We start from the raw sequence: 18,710 nt of genomic DNA, 5'->3' as shown, positions 1-18,710 counted from the left end.
GCCTTATCTGGTGGTCGCGCGGCGGGTAAAGCGCCGGCTGGCCAGCAGGCTCAGACCGCAGCACAGCAGGTAGTACACCGCGCCGGTGAAGACGAAGATCGCCAGGGGATAGATCTGCACCCGGTTGTTGACCTGGCCGGCCACGGTGGTCAGCTCCGGGACGTTGACGATAAACGCCAGCGAAGTGTCCTTCAGCAGGCCGATAAAGATCCCCACCAGCGACGGCTGAACGTTGCGCAGCGCCTGCGGGAGCAGCACCAGGCGCAGCGTTTGCCCGGGAGCGAACCCCTGGGTCAGCGCCGCCTCATACTGTCCTTTCGGCAGCGACTGCAGCCCGGCCAGCACCGAGTGCATCACCGAGGCGGCGGTAAACCACGCCAGCGCCAGGGTCACGGTCACCGCGCCGGGCAGATCGCCGCCGGTCAGCATCGGCAGCAGATACCACAGCCAGAAGATGACAAATATCAGCGGGATGCCGCGGATAATTTCCGCCCACAGAAACAGCAGACGCCGCACCAGCCCGCCGTAGCGCCAGGCCAGGCCCGCCAGCGCAATGCCTCCCGGCAGCGCCAGCAGGGTGGCGCCGATGGCCATCAGCAGGGTCAGCGCCACGCCGCCGGGCTGGCCCTCCGCCAGCCGGCCCCACAGCAGGTAATCGAGGTTATCGGCGATCACCGCCAGATTAGCGTTCATGTCGGGCGCTCCGTTGCAGTTTTCTTCCCGGGCCGAGACGCGTGAGCGCCACGCCCATCGCCACCCCCAGCGCCAGGTACAGCGCGGTGCCGACGGCAAACGCCTCCAGGGCGTGCGCGTTATAGCTCTCAATCTGCCGCACCTGATAGGTCAGTTCCGCAAAGCCGATGCCGCTGGCCAGCGATGAGAGTTTCATCAGGTTAAGATACTGGCCGACAATCGGCTGCCAGGCGTTGGCCAGCCCCTGCGGCAGGAGGATAAAGCGCAGCTCCTGCCACGGCGTAAAGCCCTGCGACAGCGCGGCTTCCCGCTGCCCGTGGCTGACGGCGCGCAGTCCGGAGGCGATCTCTTCCACCAGAAAGGCGGAGGTAAAGACCCCCAGCCCCCACATCGAGCAGAGGAACTCCGGCGTCAGCCACCAGACGTTACCCGGCAGAATGGACCAGGCGTGTTCGTCGTTCACCACCTCCTTCACCGCCAGCGGCAGCAGGTTCCAGGCGGCAAAGTACCAGAACAGCAGCTGGACCAGCAGCGGGGTATTGCGAAACAACGAAACCCACGCGGCCACCAGTCCGCGCCCCGCGCGTCCGCCGCCGAGGCGCAGGGCCAGCAGCAGGACCGCCAGCAGGGTGGCGAGCAGGATCCCGGCGACGCTGACCCAGACGGTGGTGAGAAAACCAGAGATAATCCATTGCAACGGCTGCCCGCTCAGGACGCCGTGCCAGTCAAGCATCGGCGTCACTCGAGGCTCTCCTGGTGCAGCGGATCCAGCACCTTCTGCAGAAAACGCCGCGCGCGGGCATGCTGCGGATGGGCGAAAAACTCAGCCGGCGGGGCGACTTCGAGGATGTCGCCGCCGTCGATAAACACCACCCGGTCGGCAATTTCGCGGGCAAACTGCATCTCGTGGGTCACCACCAGCATGGTGATCCCGCTGTGGGCGAGGGTTTTCATCACCTGCAGCACTTCGCCGATCATCTCCGGGTCGAGCGCCGAGGTGGGCTCATCGAACAGGATAATCTGCGGCGAGGAGGCCAGGGCGCGGGCGATGGCCACCCGCTGCTGCTGGCCGCCGGAGAGCTGCGCCGGCATCTGCTGCGCTTTTTCTTCCAGTCCGACCTGACGCAGCAGCGCCAGCGACCGCGCCTGAGCCGCGCTTTTTTCCCAGCCATGAACGCGCTCCAGCGCCAGAGTGATGTTCTCCTGCGCCGTCAGGTGGGCATAAAGGTTGAACTGCTGGAAGACAAAGCCGACGCGGCTGCGCAGCTGGCGCAAGGCGCTGCCGCTCAGCCGGCTGGTGGGTTTGCCGTCGATCAGGATCTCGCCGCCGCTTAAGGATTCGAGCTGGTTGATCAAGCGGATCAGCGTCGATTTTCCCGAACCGGAAGGGCCGAGGATCGCCACCACTTCGCCGGGCTCGACCTGCAGGTTGATCGCGTTAAGTACCTGATGATCGCCGTAGCGCTTGGCCACATCACGGAACGTAATGCTGGCGCGCTGCAGACGTGAAAAATCCGCGGCCGGAGCCGCGGAGTGGGAGAGTAAACCCGAGAACATATTATTTCGCTTCTATGGTAAAGGCGCGCGGCTGCGGCGTTTTAGTGGCAGGGCCAAACCAGACATCATAGATTTTCGCGGCTTCGCCGGTTTTCTCCAGCTTCACCAGCTCATCGTTGACGGCTTTCAGCAGGGCCGGTTCGCCTATCTTCACGCCCACGCCAATCTCTTCTTTGCTGAGCAGGTCGGGCAGAATTTTAAACTTGGCTTTATCCGGCGCTTCCGCCAGCAGACCGGCGAGGATGGTGCTGTCCTGAGTGATGGCCTGGACGTTGCCGTTGCGCAGGGCGGTCAGGGCCAGCGGAATATCGTCATAGGAGAGGACGCGAGCCTGCGGGAAACGCTGGTGCAGGGCCTGTTCGCCGGTGGTGCCTTTCACCGCCCCGATGCGCGCTTTGCTGTACTCATCGAGCTTATCCGGAGAGCCGGCCGGCACGAGGAACTGCTGGCCGGTGACGAAATACGGCGTTGAGAAATCAATAACCTGGGCCCGCTCCGGGGTGATGGTAATGTCGGCGACGATCAGGTCGGCTTTGCCGGACTGCAGCAGCGGAATACGGTTGGCCGGGTTGGTGGCCACCAGCTCGAGTTTGACGCCGAGCGCTTTCGCCAGCGCCTGGGCAAAGTCGACGTCGTAGCCGACGATATGGTGGGTTTTGGCGTCCACGGAGCCGAACGGCGGGTTGGCGTCGAAGGTGGCGACTTTTACGACGCCGGCGGCTTTGATGTCAGCCAGCTGGTCCGCCTGTGCCTGCGAGGCGAGCAGCAGCATACCCAGCGCCAGTGCGATTTTTGTGGTTTTATTGCGCATAGTTTTTCCCCTGAATCCCTGTTTTGTTTTGTGGACATCACGCTCCCACAAATTGCCCGTCGGCGGCAAAGAAGAAAAAATTCTTATCTATAACCAAAAAGAACTTAACAAACCTATGGGTATTCTTTATGCGTCGCTGGCGTTTTACCAGGACGGCAACGACTGCCGGGCGGTCCCCTCTCCCTTAGGGAGAGGGCCAGGGAGAGGGTGATAGGACCGGGGGTAATATGCGCCAGCCAGGATTGCAAATTCGGAATTAATATTTCCCGCGCCCGGCCAACTGTGGTTGAAATAGACCCAGGCGATTCGCTTCCCGACAGAGGAGAAAACGAAAGTGGCATTGTGGCAACGGTTAACGGGCTGGCTGGCTTTTTTGTCCAACGGTGAAGCCGGACAGCAGGATACCCAGCGCGTCATGGAGGCGATCCTGCCGGTAGCCAGCCTCTACGGCGTGGACATTGGCAACGTGGAAACCCGGTGGTTCCGTCATGATAAGACATACTGAGCGACGCAGGACGCGAGAAGCCTACTGGAACGAGGTGTGCTTTGTGTAGCAAGAGACTGCCTGAGGTTGCGGCCTCGCAGGAGGCGCCGCCGCAGCCCAGGCAGTTTTGACCATGCCTATCCCCCCAGATACATCCGCTTAATTTCCGGATTAGTCAGCATCTCCCGCGCCGCGCCTGACAAGGTGATCCGGCCATTCTCCAGGACATACGCCCGATCGGCGATCGCCAGCGCGGCCGTCGCATTCTGCTCCACCAGCAGCACCGTCATATTCTCTTCGCGCAGTTGCTTAATGATGCCGAACAGCTCGCCGACAATTTTCGGCGCCAGCCCGAGGCTCGGTTCATCCAGCATCAATAACACCGGCTCGCTCATCAACGCCCGGGCGATGGCCAGCATCTGCTGCTCGCCGCCGCTCATGGTGCCCGCCATCTGATGGCGCCGCTCCTTGAGCCGCGGAAAGAGGGCGTACATGCGATCGCGCAGGCGGGCGTAGCCGGCGAGATTATTGTAAGCGCCCATGCGCAGGTTCTCTTCGATGGTCAGGTTGGTAAAGACGCGCCGTCCCTCCGGCACCAGCGCCAGCCCGCGACGCACGATCTGGTGGGTCTGGCTGCGTGAGATATCGTCGTTGAGGAAGCTGACGCGCCCACTGGAGCGCACCAGGTTGACGATCCCGTTCAGGGTGGAGGTTTTACCGGCGCCATTGCTGCCGATCAGGGTGACGATTTCCCGGTCATAGACATCGATATCGACGCCCTTCAGACCCTGGATCACGCCGTAAAAGACCTTCAGTTCCCGGGCGTTAAGCATAATTGGCTTCTCCCAGATAAGCGGAAATGACGTCCGGATGCTGGATCGCCTCGGCCATCAGGCCGCTGAACAGCGGCTTACCGTACTCCAGAACCATCACCCGCTCGCACAGGCGGTTGACGAAGGGCATATCGTGCTCGATTAACAGGACGCTGAGCTGATAGTCATGGCGCATGCGGAAGATCAGCTCCGCCAGATCCTCGGTCTCCTTCGGGTTCATCCCGGCGGCCGGCTCATCGAGCAGGAGCAGCTTCGGCGCGGTGGCCAGCGCGCGGGCGATCTCCACTTTGCGCTGGTTGCCATAGCTTAGGTTTGTGGCCTGCATATGGGCGAAGTGGGCGATGCCGATATCCTCCAGGATGGCCATCGCTTTGGCTTTCGCCGCCCGCTCGGCCGGAAAGTAGCGACCAATATGCAGGGCCGCCTCCAGCAGCGAGTAGCGGCTGGCGCGGTCGAGCCCGACCATCACGTTCTCCAGCACCGTCATGGAGTTAAACAGGCGGATATTCTGGAAGGTGCGGGCGATCCCGGCGTTCACCACCTGGTTGGGCTTCAGCCCCTTCAGCGACGTGCCCGCCAGGGTGACGCTGCCGCTGGTGGGTTTATAGTTGGCGGTAATGACGTTAAACAGGGTTGTTTTGCCCGCGCCGTTAGGGCCGATAAGGCCAAAGATCTCCGCCTCGTCAACATGGAAGCTGACGTTGTCGATGGCCCGCAGGCCGCCGAACTGCATGGTGACGTCTTGCACCTGCAGGATAACGTTATTTTCCGCCATAGCCGCCGCTCCTTCTTCCGGTCTGCCAAATCTCTTTTTTCCCCAGCAGCCCCTCGCGGGCGAAGAGCATGATGATCAGCAACAGCAGGGAGAAGACCACCATTCGCAGGCCCGGGTACGCGCCGAGATCGTGACCGAAGAACTGCAGCGGCTGATCGAGGAAGCGCAGCCACTCGCCGCTGCCGACCACCAGCACGGTGCCGAGCAGGGCGCCGGTGGTGCTGCCGAGCCCGCCGAGGACGATAATAATCAGCAGCTGGAAGGTGAGCATAAAGTCGAACAGCCCCGGGGAAATGGTGGTCAGCAGGGAGGCCAGCAGACCGCCGCCGATCCCTTCGAAGAAGGCGCTGGTGGCGAAGGCGCAGGTTTTAATGCGGAAGGTGTTGACCCCCATGGCGATCGCCGCATCTTCATCGTCGCGAATAGCTTTCATCATCCGGCCATACTTCGACCACACCAGCTGGAGGATCATGCCGGTGGCCAGCAGGGCGAACAGCCCGCACCAGAACAGGAGATGCGGCTGCTGCGGAATATCGTTCAGCCCGATGGCGCCGTTGGTGATTTGCGGGTTGTTAATGGCGAGGATCTTGATGATAAACCCAAAGCCGAGGGTGACAATGGCCAGGTAGTCGCCACGTACCCGGAAGACCGGCACGGCGAGGCACACCGCCAGCGCCGCCGCGCACAGGCCGCTTATCAGCAGGGCAGGGAGGAAGCCCGCGTGCAGGCTGAGGATCCACGGGCTGGGGGCGGCCATTTCAAACATGTCTACCTTGCTGTCGCTGGAGAGGATCAGCAGGGCGGTCACGTAGGCGCCCACCGCCACGAAGCCGTTCGGCTCCAGCGACAGCTGGCCGGTCACGCCGTTGATCAGGTTGTAGCTGACCGCGAGGATCATAAAGATAAAAATGGTGCTGATGACACGAACAATGTAGTCATTGAAAACCACGTTGATTCCGGCCAGCAGCGCGATACAGATGACAATAATGGCCAGGTTGCGCAGCTGCGCCCCGGCGGTCGTCGTCGCGTTGAGCATCAGAAACGGCTCCTTTCCAGACGTTCGTCGCCCATAATGCCGACCGGGCGGAACAAGAGGACCAGAATCAAGAACAGGAAGGCGAAAGCGTCTTTATAGCCGCCCAGTTCGGGGAAGATCGCCACGGCGACCACCTCGGTAAAACCGAGGATAAAGCCGCCCAGCACCGCGCCGGTGACGCTGCCGATCCCGCCCAGCACGGCGGCGGCGAAGGCCTTCAGGCCGATAAGCACGCCCATCAGGGGATCGATCGTCGGGTAGCTGATGGAGTAGAACACGCCGCCGAGCGCCGCGAGACTACTGCCGAGGGCGAAGACCAGGGAGATGATCCGGTTGGCGTCAATGCCCATCAGGCGCACGGTGTTGACGTCAAAGGCCACCGCGCGGATCGCCATCCCATAGCGGGTGCGGTACAGAAGCCAGAGGATCGCCAGCAGCAGCAGGACGGTGATCAGCGGCACAATCCACGCCACGTTGGTAATGATGACGCTGCCGAAGGCCCGGGTCTGGTTGAAAAAGTCAGGGGCGGAGAAGAAGCGCGAGCTGCCGCCAAACAGTACGTTAAACAGGTTTTCGAGAAAAAAGCTGACGCCGATGGCGGTGATCAGCATGGAGATTTTCGAGGCCTGACGCAGCGGACGATAGGCGACCCGGTCAATCAGCATACCAAACAGGCCGCACAGCCCGAGGGTCAGGAAAACGGCTACCCCGAAGGGTAGCCCAACCGAAGAAAATAAAAACAGCGTACTAAACGCGCCGACCATCATCACGTCCGCATGGGCGAAGTTGATCAGCCGCAGCACGCCATAAACCATCGTATAACCGATGGCAATCAGGGCGTACATGCCCCCAAGACTCATTCCATTGACCACTTGCTGGAGAAAAATGGCGCCGTCCATTTTGTAGCCTCGTCACAACTTAAGGGTTAACCACGGTACGAAACGCCAGCTTGCCATCTTTCACTTCGTTGATGACCGCGCTGCGAATGGCATCGCCGTTCTGTAACGTCAGCGTGCCGGTCACCCCCTGGAAATCTTTGGTGGCGCGGATTTTTTCATTTACGCAGACCCGATCGTGGGGATCGCTGCACTGGTTCATGGCGTTGACGATGACGTTATAGGCGTCCGCCGCCATTGCGCCCCAGGTATGGGTCGGCTGCTGGTATTTAGCTTCCCAGGCTTTGATGAAGGTTTCCCCCGCCGGGGTCTGCTCTTTGGCGTTCGGCGAGTAATAATCGGTGGTCATATAGCCGTTGACCGCGTCTTTACCGACATCGAAGAAGACCTGATCCGCGGCCAGACCGTCGCCGCCCACCACCGGTTTGTTGAGCCCCAGTTGTTTAGACTGCACGGCAATCAGCGCCCCTTCGGTGTAGTAGATCGGCATGTAAATCATGTCGACATTCTTCGCCTTGACGCTCGCCAGCTGGGCTTTAAAGTCCTTGCTGCCGCCCGGGGCCTGGACCTCGATGGGAATGGTGCCGCCGTTTTTCAGGAACTGGGTGCGGAACGCTTTCGCCAGGCCGACGGAATAGTCGTTGCTGCTGTCAAACACGATGGCGGCGGTTTTGGCTTTCAGATCGCGGGAGGCCAGATTGGCCCCGACCACCCCCTGGAAGCTGTCCGAGAAGCAGACCCGGCTGACGTAGGGATGGTTGCGGGTGACGCGGTCGTTGGTGGCGGTGGAGGAGACCAGCGGCGTTTTGCTGTCGTCGGCGATCTTGGTCATCGCCAGGGTGTTGGAGGAGGTGACTTCCCCGATCACGGCATCCACTTTATCGCTGGAGACCAGGCGCTGCATGGCGTTGGCCGCTTCGACTTTATCGCTTTTATCATCGATAACGATAAGCTTGATGGTATCGCCATTTTTTAACGTCGGGGCGATGGCCTGAATAATGTCCAGCCCTTTCTGCGACGGCTGACCATAGCCGCTGAGGGCGCCGCTCAGGGGTAAAACCACCCCGATTTTAATTTCCGCTGCCTGCGCGCTGCTGGCGCCGACCAGCGCGGCAACCAGCGTGGCCATTAAAGACGCTTTCCCGGAAAACGATTTCATTGGTATTTCTCCGTCGGTCGATTATTTATCTTTAACCATCAATGACTGCATAACATTGAGGAATAATGCGCCAGCGTGTCCGGCGAATTATTGGCTGTTATATTGAATAGATAACGAGATATATACCCTAAATAATTCGAGTCGCATGAAGGCGGCAAGTAAGCGAGTCCCCAGACGCTTACAGAAGTAAGTGACTGGGGGAGAGAACGCAGCCAACGCACATGCAACTTGAAGTATGACGGGTATTTTTAATGCGCTGATTTACCTTACAACGTCCGTTTCGTTTTTACTCATGCAATATTCTTATTACCTGCAGGGAAGGGCATAAGGCTGGTGACAACACGGTTTTTGGTACAGTGAAAGCATTTTGCCGGGGGGCGACTGGCGCCTTACCCGGCCTGAAAAATACGCCATATAAACCGCTGGCACGGCTTCCGTAGACCCGTACCAGCGAAGCGCCGCCGGGCAATTTCAGCACGCGGCGGAATATAATGTCAGGTGCACAAGATAATATTAAAAATCTATTCTGCTGCTCGCGTGACTTATTATTTTAAAGGGGGCAACGGTTTTATTTTACCATGCAGCGCCGGATTATCGCTTTCATCTTTCAGACCCACCCCGGTAAGCCGACGCCAAAAAGCCTGCTCCAGCAGCCAGGCCAGTTTAAAGGCGGCGGCGTCATGGCTTAATCCCTCCGGCCGAATATTGGAGATACAGTTGCGCTCAGACTCCAGGCGCTGACGATGAGGCTGCCAGGTGAGGTAGACGCCGAGGCTGTCCGGCGAGGAGAGACCCGGTCGTTCGCCAATCAGGATCGCCACCGCGCGGGCTTTCAGGGTTTCGCCAATATCATCCCCCAGCGCCACCCGCGACTGATGCGCCAGCACCACCGGCGCCAGGCCGATACCCAGCGTCCGCAGATAGGGCAGCAGGGCGCGGATCAACGGCACCGCCTGGCGCTCTACCGCCCAGGAAGAGAGGCCGTCGCCGATCACCAGCAGCAGGTCGGCGGGGCGGACGCCGCTGGCGGCGAGGTCGGCGCGACTCTCATCGGCGAGCTGCCGCCCGAGATCCGGGCGCCGCAGATAGGTATGACGGTCCGGCGCGGCGCTGTGCACCGTCAGGGCCTCGAGGCCGAGCGCCGCCAGCGGCGCCACCAATTGTTGGCTGGCGAACGGCTGATGAATGGCATCCCGCGCTCTGGCATGGGCCAGACCAAAGTTGAGGACTTCGCGGGTCGGCAGACTGGCGCCGCTGCGCCCCAGGGCGATCCGCGCATCGGTAAATTCACGCAGCGGGTTCCAGGCATCGGGACGGTTCATACGGAGGCTCCTTGCGGCAGGACGGACAGCAGCGGATGGCGGGCGTCGGTGAGCCGCAGCGCGCCGTGCGGATCGATAATCTGCATCTTCGCCAGCCAGTCGGCGAACTCCGGGGCATGCTTTAAGCCCAGCAGACGACGGGCGTACAGCGCGTCATGGAACGAGGTGCTCTGGTAATTGAGCATGATATCGTCCGCTCCGGGCACACCGATCAGGAAGGTGAGCCCGGCGGCGCACAGCAAGGTCAGCAGGGTGTCCATATCATCCTGATCCGCTTCCGCGTGGTTGGTATAGCAGACGTCGCAGCCGATCGGCAGGCCCATCAGCTTGCCGCAGAAATGATCCTCCAGCCCGGCGCGAATAATCTGCTTGCCGTCGTAGAGATACTCCGGACCGATAAAACCGACCACGGTATTGACCAGCAGCGGTTCAAAGTGGCGGGCGACGGCGTAAGCCCGCGCCTCGCAGGTCTGCTGGTCGACGCCGTGGTGGGCGTTGGCCGACAGGCAGCTCCCCTGGCCGGTCTCAAAATACATCACATTGTTGCCGAGGGTACCGCGCCTGAGGCTCAGGGCCGCCTCGCGGGCCTCCTGCAGCATGGCAAGATTGATGCCGAAGCCGCTGTTGGCCGCTTCGGTACCGGCCACCGACTGGAACACCAGATCCACCGGCGCGCCGCGCTCAATCAGCTGCAGCGTATTGGTCACATGGGTCAGAATGCAGGACTGGGTGGGGATGGCGAAGCGCTGAATAATATCGTCCAGCATGATGTTCAGCTGCGCCAGCACCGGTAAGCTGTCGCTGGCCGGGTTGATGCCAATCACCGCGTCCCCGGCGCCGTACAGCAGCCCGTCGAGCATACTGGCGGCGATGCCTTTCAGGTCGTCGGTGGGATGGTTGGGCTGCAGGCGTACGCTGAGGTGGCCGGGCAGGCCGATGGTGTTGCGAAAGCGCGTCACCACCTGGCATTTGCTGGCGGCAAGGATCAGATCCTGATTGCGCATCAGCTTACTGACCGCCGCCGCCATCTCCGGGGTGATGGCGCGGGCGACCCGCTGCAGCGTGGCGGTATCGGTAGCATCATCCAGCAGCCAGTCGCGAAAATCGCCGACCGTCAGGTGACGCAGGGCGGCAAAGCCCTGCGCATCATGGGTGTCGAGGATCAGGCGAGTCACTTCGTCCTGCTCGTAAGGGATAAGCGGGTTGTCGAGAATGTCGGTCAGCGGCACCTCGGCGAGGGCCATTTTCGCCGCCATCCGCTCTTCGGCTGAGGTGGCGATAATCCCTGCGAGGGCGTCGCCGGAGCGGGCCGGCGACGCTTTCGCCATCAACGTTTTCAGACTATCAAAGCGCCATACCTGGCCCGATAGCGTGGTTTTATACATGCCGCCTCCTCAGGAGACCGTGCGCAGTTGAGGATCCACTGGCGCCCGTTCACGGGCCGCTGCGGTTTTGCGGAACCACAGGTAGCCGCCGAGCATCATCGCCGCGAAAATCAGCGCCAACAGCAGGTTATACCAGACCATCGCCACCAGGCAGAGCACCGCCATGCCGAGGGCAAAGGCCGGCGCCAGCGGGTAGAGCGGGGCGCGGAACGGACGGATCAGCTTCGGCTCGCTACGGCGCAGTTTGAACAGCGCCGCCATGGAAGTGATATACATAACAATAGCCCCAAATACCGACATGGTGACGATGCAGGCGGTCAGCGGCATGCCGCTGATGGTGATCAGCGAGTCGGAGAAGATCGCGGCGATCCCCACCACGCCCCCGGCGAGGATTGCCAGATGCGGGGTGCGCGTGCGGCGGTTGAGGGAGGCCAGCCCGGCGGGCAGATAGCCGGCGCGGGCGAGGGAGTAGATCTGCCGCGAGTAGCCCATAATGATGCCGTGGAAGGAGGCGACGAGGCCAAACAGCCCCAGCCACACCAGCATATGCAGCCAGCCGCTGCCGTTGCCCACGACCGTCTTCATCGCCTGGGGCAGCGGATCGTTAATATTGGACAGCGCGCGCCAGTCGCCGACGCCGCCGGCGAAGACCATCACGCCGATCGCCAGCACCGTCAGCGTCAGAATGCCGCCGCCCAGGGCGCGGGGAATGGTGCGCTGCGGATCTTTGGCCTCTTCGGCCGCCATGGATGCCCCCTCAATGGCGAGGAAGAACCAGATGGCGAACGGAATGGCGGCGAACATCCCCGGCAGCGCCAGGCCGCTGAAGCTGTCCGCGCCCGCCCAGCCGTTAGTGGTGAAGTGGCTCCAGGAGAAGCCGGGGGCGACCACGCCCATGAACACCAGCAGCTCGAAGATGGCCAGCAGAGTGACGATCAGCTCGAAAGTGGCGGCAATGCCGACGCCGAGAATATTGAGCGTCATAAAGATCACGTAGGCGCCGCAGGCGACCCATTTCGGATCCAGCGCCGGAAACTGCACGTTGAGGTAGGCCCCGATGGCCATGGCGATGGCCGGCGGGGCGAAGACGAATTCAATCAGGGTGGCAAAACCAGCGATAAAGCCGCCGGTGGGCCCGAAGGCGCGGTAGGCATAGGCGAAAGGGCCGCCAGCGTGCGGGATGGCGGTGGTCAGCTCGGTAAAGCTGAAAATAAAGGCGCAGTACATGGCGGCGACCGCCAGGGCGACGACCATAAACCCCATCGTGCCCGCCTGTGACCAGCCGTAGCTCCAGCCGAAGTACTCCCCGGATATCACCAGTCCGACGGCGATCCCCCATAAACGAAAACTGCCGAGCGTTCTTTTTAAGGTGGTGGTGTGCTCTGTCATACGTATTGCCTCGCCAGATAGAAAGGTGCTGAACGACAGGCTGCAAAGAGAGTGCCAGAACGTTGTCTGCCGCGATAAGGCGTCAGTCCGTGGCGCGCCCGCTGGCGCTGCGCAAAAATGGGGCAGGCTGCACGCTGTCGGCGCGCGCCCTGGTGCAGCGGCTTTGCTTTTTCAGCGGCGGCACGGTATAACACTTCTTCTTTTGGATGTTTAGATGTCTATACGTTTATACGCATCATGACCCGGGCAAGCGGGCTGGCGTGAGAAAATAAAATGCAAAGCACAACACAACAACAAGGTGGGCAGCTGAAGCGCACCATGAAAACGCGCCATCTGATCATGCTGTCGCTCGGCGGCGTGATTGGCACCGGCTTATTCTTTAATACCGGCTATATCATCTCCACCACCGGCGCGGCCGGGACGCTGCTGGCGTATCTGATTGGCGCCCTGGTGGTCTGGCTGGTGATGCAGTGCCTTGGCGAACTGTCGGTGGCGATGCCAGAGACCGGCGCCTTCCACGTTTACGCGGCGCGCTATCTTGGCCCGGCGACGGGCTATACCGTGGCGTGGCTCTACTGGCTAACGTGGACGGTGGCGCTGGGGTCGAGCTTCACCGCGGCGGGATTCTGCATGCAGTACTGGTTCCCGCAGGTGCCGGTCTGGATCTGGTGCGTGGTGTTCTGCGCAGTGATCTTCGGCCTTAACATCATTTCGACGCGCTTCTTCGCCGAAGGCGAGTTCTGGTTCTCGCTGGTGAAAGTGATCACCATCGTCGCGTTTATTATTCTCGGCGGCGCGGCCATTTTCGGCATCATTCCGATGCAGGATGGCTCCCCGGCGCCGGGCCTGCGCAATATCACCGCCGAAGGCTGGTTCCCGCACGGCGGCCTGCCGATCCTGATGACCATGGTGGCGGTGAACTTCGCCTTCTCCGGGACGGAGCTTATCGGCATTGCCGCCGGAGAGACGGAAAACCCGCATAAGGTTATTCCGGTTGCCATCCGCACCACCATCGCCCGGCTGATTATTTTCTTTATCGGCACCGTGTTTGTGCTGGCGGCGCTGATCCCGATGCAGCAGGCGGGAGTGGAGAAAAGCCCCTTCGTGCTGGTGTTTGAGAAGGTGGGCATCCCTTATGCGGCGGACATGTTCAACTTCGTGATCCTGACGGCGATCCTGTCGGCGGCTAACTCCGGCCTGTACGCTTCCGGGCGGATGCTGTGGTCGCTGTCGAACGAGAAGACGCTGCCGGCCTGCTTTGCCAAAGTCAATAAACGGGGCGTGCCGGTGACCGCCCTGTCGGTGAGTATGCTGGGCGGCGTGCTGGCGCTGTTCTCCAGCGTGGTGGCGCCAGATACGGTGTTTGTCGCGCTGTCGGCGATCTCCGGTTTTGCGGTGGTGGCGGTGTGGTTGAGCATCTGCGCCTCGCACTTTATGTTCCGCCGCCGCCATCTGCAGCAGGGTAAGGCGCTGAGCGATCTGCAGTATCGCGCTCCCTGGTATCCGGTGGTGCCCGTTCTGGGCTTTGTGCTGTGCCTGGTGGCCTGCGTGGGCCTCGCTTTTGACCCGAGCCAGAGAATTGCGCTGTGGTGCGGGATCCCCTTTGTGGCCCTGTGCTATGGTGCCTGGTATCTTACTCGTTCACGGAATATGACTCAGGAGCCCCAACATGTCGCAGACTAATCCGTTTACTGCCCTGCTTGCCGCCCAGCCTTTCGTGCTGCTGGACGGCGCCATGGCCACCGAGCTGGAGGCCCGCGGCTGCGATCTGGCCGACAGCCTGTGGTCGGCGAAAGTGCTGCTGGAGAACCCGCAGCTGATCCGCGATGTGCATCTCGACTACTTTCGCGCCGGGGCGCAGGTGGCGATCACCGCCAGCTATCAGGCCACTCCGGCGGGCTTTGCCGCGCGCGGGCTGGATGAGGCGCAGTCCCGTGCGCTAATCGGCAAAAGCGTCGAGCTGGCGCGCAAAGCGCGCGAGGCGTACCTCGCCGAGAACCCGCAGGCCGGTACGCTGCTGGTGGCCGGTTCGGTGGGGCCGTATGGCGCGTTTCTCGCCGACGGCTCGGAGTATCGCGGCGATTATCAGCGCAGCGCGGCAGAGTTCCAGGCCTTCCACCGCCCGCGCGTCGAAGCGCTGCTGGATGCCGGCGCCGACCTGCTGGCCTGTGAAACCCTGCCGTCATTCGCTGAGATCCAGGCCCTGGCGGCCCTGCTGCAGGAGTATCCCCGCGCCCGCGCCTGGTACTCCTTCACGCTGCGCGACGCCGAACATCTCAGCGACGGCACGCCGCTGCGCGAGGTGATGGCCGCCCTGGCGGATAACCCGCAGGTGGTGGCGGTGGGGATCAACTGTATCGCGCTGGAAAATACGCCCGCGGCGCTGGCGCATTTGCACAGCCTGACGGCCCTGCCGCTGGTGGTCTATCCTAACTCCGGCGAACATTATGATGCGGTGAGCAAGACCTGGCACCATCATGGCGAAGCCTGCGCCAGCCTGGCGGATTATCTGCCGCAGTGGCTGGCGGCCGGGGCGAAGCTGATCGGCGGCTGCTGCCGCACCACGCCGAAGGACATCGCCGCGCTTAACGCGAAGCGCTAAATTTTTGCCGGGTGGCGCTGCGCTTACCCGGCCTACATATTGCGCGAACCGGATGCTGGGTAAGGCGTAGCCGCCGCCCGGCGCCAACCATCTGCCACTAACTCACCGCACAAAACCAACTATCCTTTCCCGCTTTTGTTCTAAAAACGATTCGCTATTAGCCAGAATTTTTAATTACTTCATCTCCATCCTGATGCCGGAAATACTGCACCTATAACAACTCAGGGGAAGCAGACATTATGGCATTCACATCGCGAATTACTCTTCTGGCGGCGCTGGCTGTCGCCGCCTTCCAGGCGCAGGCGGTCAACGTTACCGTGGCGTATCAAACCTCCGCTGAGCCGGCGAAAGTCGCCCAGGCGGACAACACCTTCGCCAAAACCAGCGGGGCGACCGTCGACTGGCGGAAATTTGACAGCGGCGCCAGCGTGGTACGCGCCCTGGCCTCCGGCGATGTGCAGATCGGTAATATTGGCTCCAGCCCGCTGGCGGTGGCCGCCAGCCAGCAGGTGCCGATTGAAGTGTTCCTGCTTGCCTCAAAGCTCGGCAACTCCGAAGCGCTGGTGGTGAAGAAGAGCATTACCAAACCGGAAGATCTGATCGGCAAGCGCATCGCCGTGCCGTTTATCTCCACCACCCACTACAGCCTGCTGTCGGCGCTCAAACACTGGGGCATCAAGCCGGGCCAGGTACAGATTATTAACCTGCAGCCGCCGGCGATTATCGCCGCCTGGCAGCGCGGGGATATCGATGGCGCTTACGTCTGGGCGCCAGCGGTTAACGAACTGGAAAAAGAGGGCAAGGTGCTGACCGATTCTTCTCAGGTTGGGGAGTGGGGCGCGCCGACCCTTGACGTCTGGGTGGTCCGTAAGGACTTCGCCGAGCAGCATCCGGAGATCGTCAAAGCGTTTGCTAAAAGCGCCATCGACGCCCAGCAGCCCTACATCGCCAACCCGGAGGCATGGCTAAAACAGCCGGACAACATCAGCAAGCTGGCGCGCCTGAGCGGCGTGCCGGAAGCCGATGTCCCCGGGCTGGTGAAGGGCAATACCTATCTCACCGCCGCTGAGCAGGCGCAGGCGCTGAACGGGCCGGTCAATCAGGCCATCGTCGATACCGCGCGCTTCCTGAAAGAGCAGGGCAAAGTGCCTGCGGCGGGAACCGATTATCGTCAGTACGTTACTGACCGCTTTGTGAAGTAAAGGAGGCGGCGATGCTGCAAATCTCGCATCTTTCCGCCGACTACGGCGGTAAACCGGCGCTGGCGGATATCAACCTGACGCTGGAGAGTGGGGAGCTGTTGGTGGTGCTGGGGCCTTCGGGCTGCGGTAAAACTACCCTGCTGAACCTGATTGCCGGATTCGTGCCCTATCAGCACGGCAGCATCACCCTCGAAGGTCAGCGGGTGACCGGGCCGGGCGCAGAGCGCGGGGTGGTCTTCCAGAATGAAGGTCTGCTGCCGTGGCGCAATGTGCAGGATAACGTGGCGCTAGGCCTCCAGCTGGCGGGCGTGGATAAAGCGCAGCGCCGGCAAGCGGCGGCGCAGATGCTGAAGAAGGTGGGGCTCGAAGGGGCGGAAAAGCGCTTTATCTGGCAACTGTCCGGCGGTCAACGCCAGCGGGTGGGCATCGCCCGGGCGCTGGCGGCGAATCCGCAGCTGTTGCTGCTGGATGAGCCCTTCGGCGCGCTTGACGCCTTTACCCGCGAGCAGATGCAGACGCTGCTGCTGAAACTGTGGCATGAGACCGGCAAACAGGTGCTGCTGATCACCCATGATATTGAAGAGGCCATCTTCATGGCGACCGAGCTGGTGCTGCTGTCGCCGGGGCCGGGACGGGTGGTGGAGAGGCTGCGACTTGATTTCAGCCGTCGCTTTGTCGCGGGCGAATCCTGCCGCAGCATTAAATCCGACCCGCGCTTTATTGAACAGCGGGAATACATTCTGAGCCGGGTGTTTGACCAACGGGAGGCTTTCTCATGAGCGTGGTACTGAACGACAAACCGCGTCAGTCGACGCTGAAGTGGCGCTGGCCGCTCTCCCGTGAGCTCACCCTCAGCGTGGCGACCCTGGCGGTGCTGCTGGCCGTCTGGTGGGCGGTCGCGGCGTTGCAGCTGATTAGTCCGCTGTTTCTGCCGCCGCCGGGCCAGGTGCTGCAGAAGCTTATCACCATCGCCGGGCCGCAGGGCTTTATGGATGCGACGCTCTGGCAGCACCTGGCGGCGAGCCTGACGCGGATCGTTATCGCCCTGCTGGCGGCAGTGCTTATTGGCGTACCGGTGGGGATCGCCATGGGGCTCAACTCGACGGTGCGCGGGATCCTCGACCCGCTGATCGAACTCTATCGTCCGGTGCCGCCGCTGGCCTACCTACCGCTGATGGTGATCTGGTTTGGCATCGGTGAAACCTCGAAGATCCTGCTGATCTACCTGGCGATTTTCGCGCCGGTAGCCATGTCGGCGCTGGCAGGGGTAAAAAGCGCGCAGCAGGTGCGGATTCGCGCCGCTCGTTCGCTTGGCGCCAGCCGGGCGCAGGTGCTGTGGCTGGTGATCCTGCCCGGCGCGCTGCCGGAGATCCTCACCGGGCTGCGCATTGGTCTCGGGGTGGGCTGGTCAACGCTGGTGGCCGCTGAGCTGATCGCCGCCACCCGCGGATTAGGATTTATGGTGCAGTCTGCCGGCGAGTTTCTCGCCACCGATGTGGTGCTGGCGGGGATCGCGGTGATTGCCATTATCGCCTTTTTACTGGAACTGGGTCTGCGCGCGCTGCAGCGGCGCCTGACGCCCTGGCATGGAGAAGTACAATGAGTGAACGTCTGAGCATTACCCCGCTGGGGCCCTATATTGGCGCGCAGGTGAGCGGGGCGGATTTAACCCGTCCGCTGAGCGACAACCAGTTTGAACAGCTGTATCACGCGGTGCTGCGTCATCAGGTGGTATTCCTGCGCGAGCAGAATATCACCCCGGCGCAACAGCGCGACCTGGCGCTGCGGTTTGGCGACCTGCATATCCATCCGGTCTACCCTCATGCCCCAGGGGTGGAGGAGATTATCGTCCTCGATACCCACAACGATAATCCGCCGGATAATGACAACTGGCATACCGATGTCACCTTTATCGACACGCCGCCCGCCGGCGCCATTCTGGCGGCGAAAGAGCTGCCGACGACCGGCGGGGACACCCTGTGGACCAGCGGCATCGCCGCCTGGGAAGCGCTGTCAGAACCCTTCCGGCAGCTGCTGAGCGGCCTGCATGCCGAACACGATTTCCGCAAATCGTTCCAGGAGTATAAGTACAACAAGACCGAAGCCGAGCATCGGCGCTGGCAGGAAGCGGTGGCGAAGCATCCGCCGCTGCTGCACCCGGTGGTGCGTACCCACCCGGTGACCGGCAAGCAGGCGCTGTTCGTTAATGAAGGCTTTACCACGCGAATTGTCGAGGTGAGTGAGAAAGAGAGCGCAGCGCTGCTGAACTTCCTGTTTGCTCATGTCACTAAACCGGAGTTTCAGGTGCGCTGGCGCTGGCAGCCGAACGATGTCGCTATCTGGGATAACCGGGTGACGCAGCATTACGCCAACGCCGACTATCTGCCGCAGCGGCGGATCATGCACCGGGCGACGATCCTCGGCGATAAGCCGTATTACCGGGCGGGGTAAGGCTTGTAGCCGGTTAAGGCATCAGCCGCGAGCCGCGGAGAACATTGCCCGCTGCTTCCCGGAGGCGTCGCCTGACTCGCCTTTTCCGGACTACCGAACCGTCGGAAACGGTGAA

The 18,710-nt window shown here is 61.8% G+C and carries 21 protein-coding genes; 9 read left to right on the top strand and 12 right to left on the bottom strand.

Annotation, left to right across the window (positions count from 1 at the left end):
• Positions 1-3: 3 nt before the first annotated feature.
• The 4 genes from IB144_RS20840 to IB144_RS20825 are packed head-to-tail and all read right to left on the bottom strand — an operon-like array spanning position 4 to position 3,061.
• Positions 4-693 carry an amino acid ABC transporter permease gene (locus tag IB144_RS20840; protein WP_004178714.1) on the bottom strand — a complete coding sequence of 230 codons (690 nt, stop codon included), beginning with the start codon at positions 691-693 and terminating at the stop codon, positions 4-6.
• Positions 683-1,435, bottom strand: coding sequence for an amino acid ABC transporter permease (locus IB144_RS20835; RefSeq protein WP_004178715.1), 753 nt, complete (start codon positions 1,433-1,435; stop codon positions 683-685). The genes IB144_RS20840 and IB144_RS20835 overlap by 11 nt, the downstream gene beginning before the upstream one ends.
• Positions 1,432-2,250, bottom strand: coding sequence for an amino acid ABC transporter ATP-binding protein (locus IB144_RS20830; protein WP_021465907.1), 819 nt, complete (start codon positions 2,248-2,250; stop codon positions 1,432-1,434). The genes IB144_RS20835 and IB144_RS20830 overlap by 4 nt, the downstream gene beginning before the upstream one ends.
• A 1-nt stretch (position 2,251) precedes the next feature.
• Complete coding sequence (locus IB144_RS20825; RefSeq protein ID WP_065888834.1) at positions 2,252-3,061, bottom strand: ABC transporter substrate-binding protein; 810 nt, start codon at positions 3,059-3,061, stop codon at positions 2,252-2,254.
• A gap of 334 nt (positions 3,062-3,395) precedes the next feature.
• On the opposite strand from IB144_RS20825, the gene IB144_RS20820 reads away from it, so the two are divergent.
• The gene (locus IB144_RS20820) at positions 3,396-3,566 is read left to right on the top strand and encodes a hypothetical protein (RefSeq protein ID WP_002890108.1); all 171 of its coding nucleotides are present in this window, start codon (positions 3,396-3,398) and stop codon (positions 3,564-3,566) included.
• A 116-nt stretch (positions 3,567-3,682) separates the two neighbouring features.
• On the opposite strand, the gene IB144_RS20815 is transcribed toward IB144_RS20820, so the two are convergent.
• Genes IB144_RS20815 through IB144_RS20795 form a run of 5 tightly spaced genes read right to left on the bottom strand, consistent with a single transcriptional unit; the run spans position 3,683 to position 8,214 of the window.
• Positions 3,683-4,378 carry an ABC transporter ATP-binding protein gene (locus IB144_RS20815; RefSeq protein ID WP_002890126.1) on the bottom strand — a complete coding sequence of 232 codons (696 nt, stop codon included), beginning with the start codon at positions 4,376-4,378 and terminating at the stop codon, positions 3,683-3,685.
• A complete protein-coding gene (locus tag IB144_RS20810) occupies positions 4,371-5,153 on the bottom strand; it encodes an ABC transporter ATP-binding protein (RefSeq protein WP_004151354.1) in 783 nt (260 codons plus the stop codon). Before IB144_RS20810 ends, IB144_RS20815 begins: the two co-directional genes overlap by 8 nt.
• Positions 5,140-6,189: a branched-chain amino acid ABC transporter permease gene (locus IB144_RS20805; protein WP_002890127.1), complete on the bottom strand. Its 1,050-nt coding sequence runs from the start codon at positions 6,187-6,189 to the stop codon at positions 5,140-5,142. Before IB144_RS20805 ends, IB144_RS20810 begins: the two co-directional genes overlap by 14 nt.
• On the bottom strand, positions 6,189-7,088 hold the full coding sequence (locus IB144_RS20800; RefSeq protein WP_002890128.1) for a branched-chain amino acid ABC transporter permease: 900 nt from the start codon (positions 7,086-7,088) through the stop codon (positions 6,189-6,191). The genes IB144_RS20805 and IB144_RS20800 overlap by 1 nt, the downstream gene beginning before the upstream one ends.
• A gap of 19 nt (positions 7,089-7,107) precedes the next feature.
• Positions 7,108-8,214: an ABC transporter substrate-binding protein gene (locus tag IB144_RS20795; protein ID WP_074177501.1), complete on the bottom strand. Its 1,107-nt coding sequence runs from the start codon at positions 8,212-8,214 to the stop codon at positions 7,108-7,110.
• On the opposite strand from IB144_RS20795, the gene IB144_RS20790 reads away from it, so the two are divergent.
• Positions 8,207-8,350, top strand: coding sequence for a hypothetical protein (locus IB144_RS20790; protein WP_032429757.1), 144 nt, complete (start codon positions 8,207-8,209; stop codon positions 8,348-8,350). The genes IB144_RS20795 and IB144_RS20790 overlap by 8 nt on opposite strands.
• A gap of 439 nt (positions 8,351-8,789) precedes the next feature.
• On the opposite strand, the gene eutC is transcribed toward IB144_RS20790, so the two are convergent.
• The 3 genes from eutC to eat are packed head-to-tail and all read right to left on the bottom strand — an operon-like array spanning position 8,790 to position 12,340.
• Positions 8,790-9,566 (bottom strand): ethanolamine ammonia-lyase subunit EutC, encoded by a 777-nt coding sequence (gene eutC / locus IB144_RS20785; protein WP_016532555.1) that lies wholly within the window; start codon positions 9,564-9,566, stop codon positions 8,790-8,792.
• Positions 9,563-10,951, bottom strand: a complete 1,389-nt coding sequence (locus IB144_RS20780) for an ethanolamine ammonia-lyase subunit EutB (protein ID WP_004177286.1) — start codon at positions 10,949-10,951, stop codon at positions 9,563-9,565. Before IB144_RS20780 ends, eutC begins: the two co-directional genes overlap by 4 nt.
• A 9-nt stretch (positions 10,952-10,960) precedes the next feature.
• Positions 10,961-12,340 carry an ethanolamine permease gene (gene eat, locus IB144_RS20775; RefSeq protein ID WP_004177284.1) on the bottom strand — a complete coding sequence of 460 codons (1,380 nt, stop codon included), beginning with the start codon at positions 12,338-12,340 and terminating at the stop codon, positions 10,961-10,963.
• Positions 12,341-12,402: 62 nt separating this feature from the next.
• Between eat and IB144_RS20770 the strand changes: the two genes are divergently transcribed.
• From IB144_RS20770 to tauD, 7 genes are all read left to right on the top strand, one after another.
• Positions 12,403-12,531 carry a hypothetical protein gene (locus tag IB144_RS20770; RefSeq protein ID WP_012737473.1) on the top strand — a complete coding sequence of 43 codons (129 nt, stop codon included), beginning with the start codon at positions 12,403-12,405 and terminating at the stop codon, positions 12,529-12,531.
• 82 nt (positions 12,532-12,613) lie between these two features.
• Positions 12,614-14,023 (top strand): S-methylmethionine permease, encoded by a 1,410-nt coding sequence (mmuP, locus tag IB144_RS20765; protein ID WP_002890161.1) that lies wholly within the window; start codon positions 12,614-12,616, stop codon positions 14,021-14,023.
• Positions 14,010-14,942, top strand: a complete 933-nt coding sequence (gene mmuM, locus IB144_RS20760; RefSeq protein WP_004144601.1) for a homocysteine S-methyltransferase — start codon at positions 14,010-14,012, stop codon at positions 14,940-14,942. Before mmuP ends, mmuM begins: the two co-directional genes overlap by 14 nt.
• 239 nt (positions 14,943-15,181) lie before the next feature.
• A complete protein-coding gene (gene tauA, locus IB144_RS20755; protein ID WP_002890192.1) occupies positions 15,182-16,144 on the top strand; it encodes a taurine ABC transporter substrate-binding protein in 963 nt (320 codons plus the stop codon).
• Between the two features lie 11 nt (positions 16,145-16,155).
• The gene (gene tauB / locus IB144_RS20750; RefSeq protein WP_004893960.1) at positions 16,156-16,923 is read left to right on the top strand and encodes a taurine ABC transporter ATP-binding subunit; all 768 of its coding nucleotides are present in this window, start codon (positions 16,156-16,158) and stop codon (positions 16,921-16,923) included.
• Complete coding sequence (tauC, locus tag IB144_RS20745) at positions 16,920-17,747, top strand: taurine ABC transporter permease TauC (RefSeq protein ID WP_002890196.1); 828 nt, start codon at positions 16,920-16,922, stop codon at positions 17,745-17,747. The genes tauB and tauC overlap by 4 nt, the downstream gene beginning before the upstream one ends.
• Complete coding sequence (tauD, locus tag IB144_RS20740) at positions 17,744-18,595, top strand: taurine dioxygenase (RefSeq protein ID WP_004147277.1); 852 nt, start codon at positions 17,744-17,746, stop codon at positions 18,593-18,595. The genes tauC and tauD overlap by 4 nt, the downstream gene beginning before the upstream one ends.
• The last annotated feature ends 115 nt before the right edge of the window (positions 18,596-18,710 follow it).

The sequence above is a fragment of the Klebsiella sp. K4 genome (assembly GCF_014596785.2).
GTDB lineage: Bacteria > Pseudomonadota > Gammaproteobacteria > Enterobacterales > Enterobacteriaceae > Klebsiella > Klebsiella pneumoniae.
Note: the sequence above shows the minus strand (reverse complement) of the source record. Positions and strands in the feature narration are given on the sequence as shown.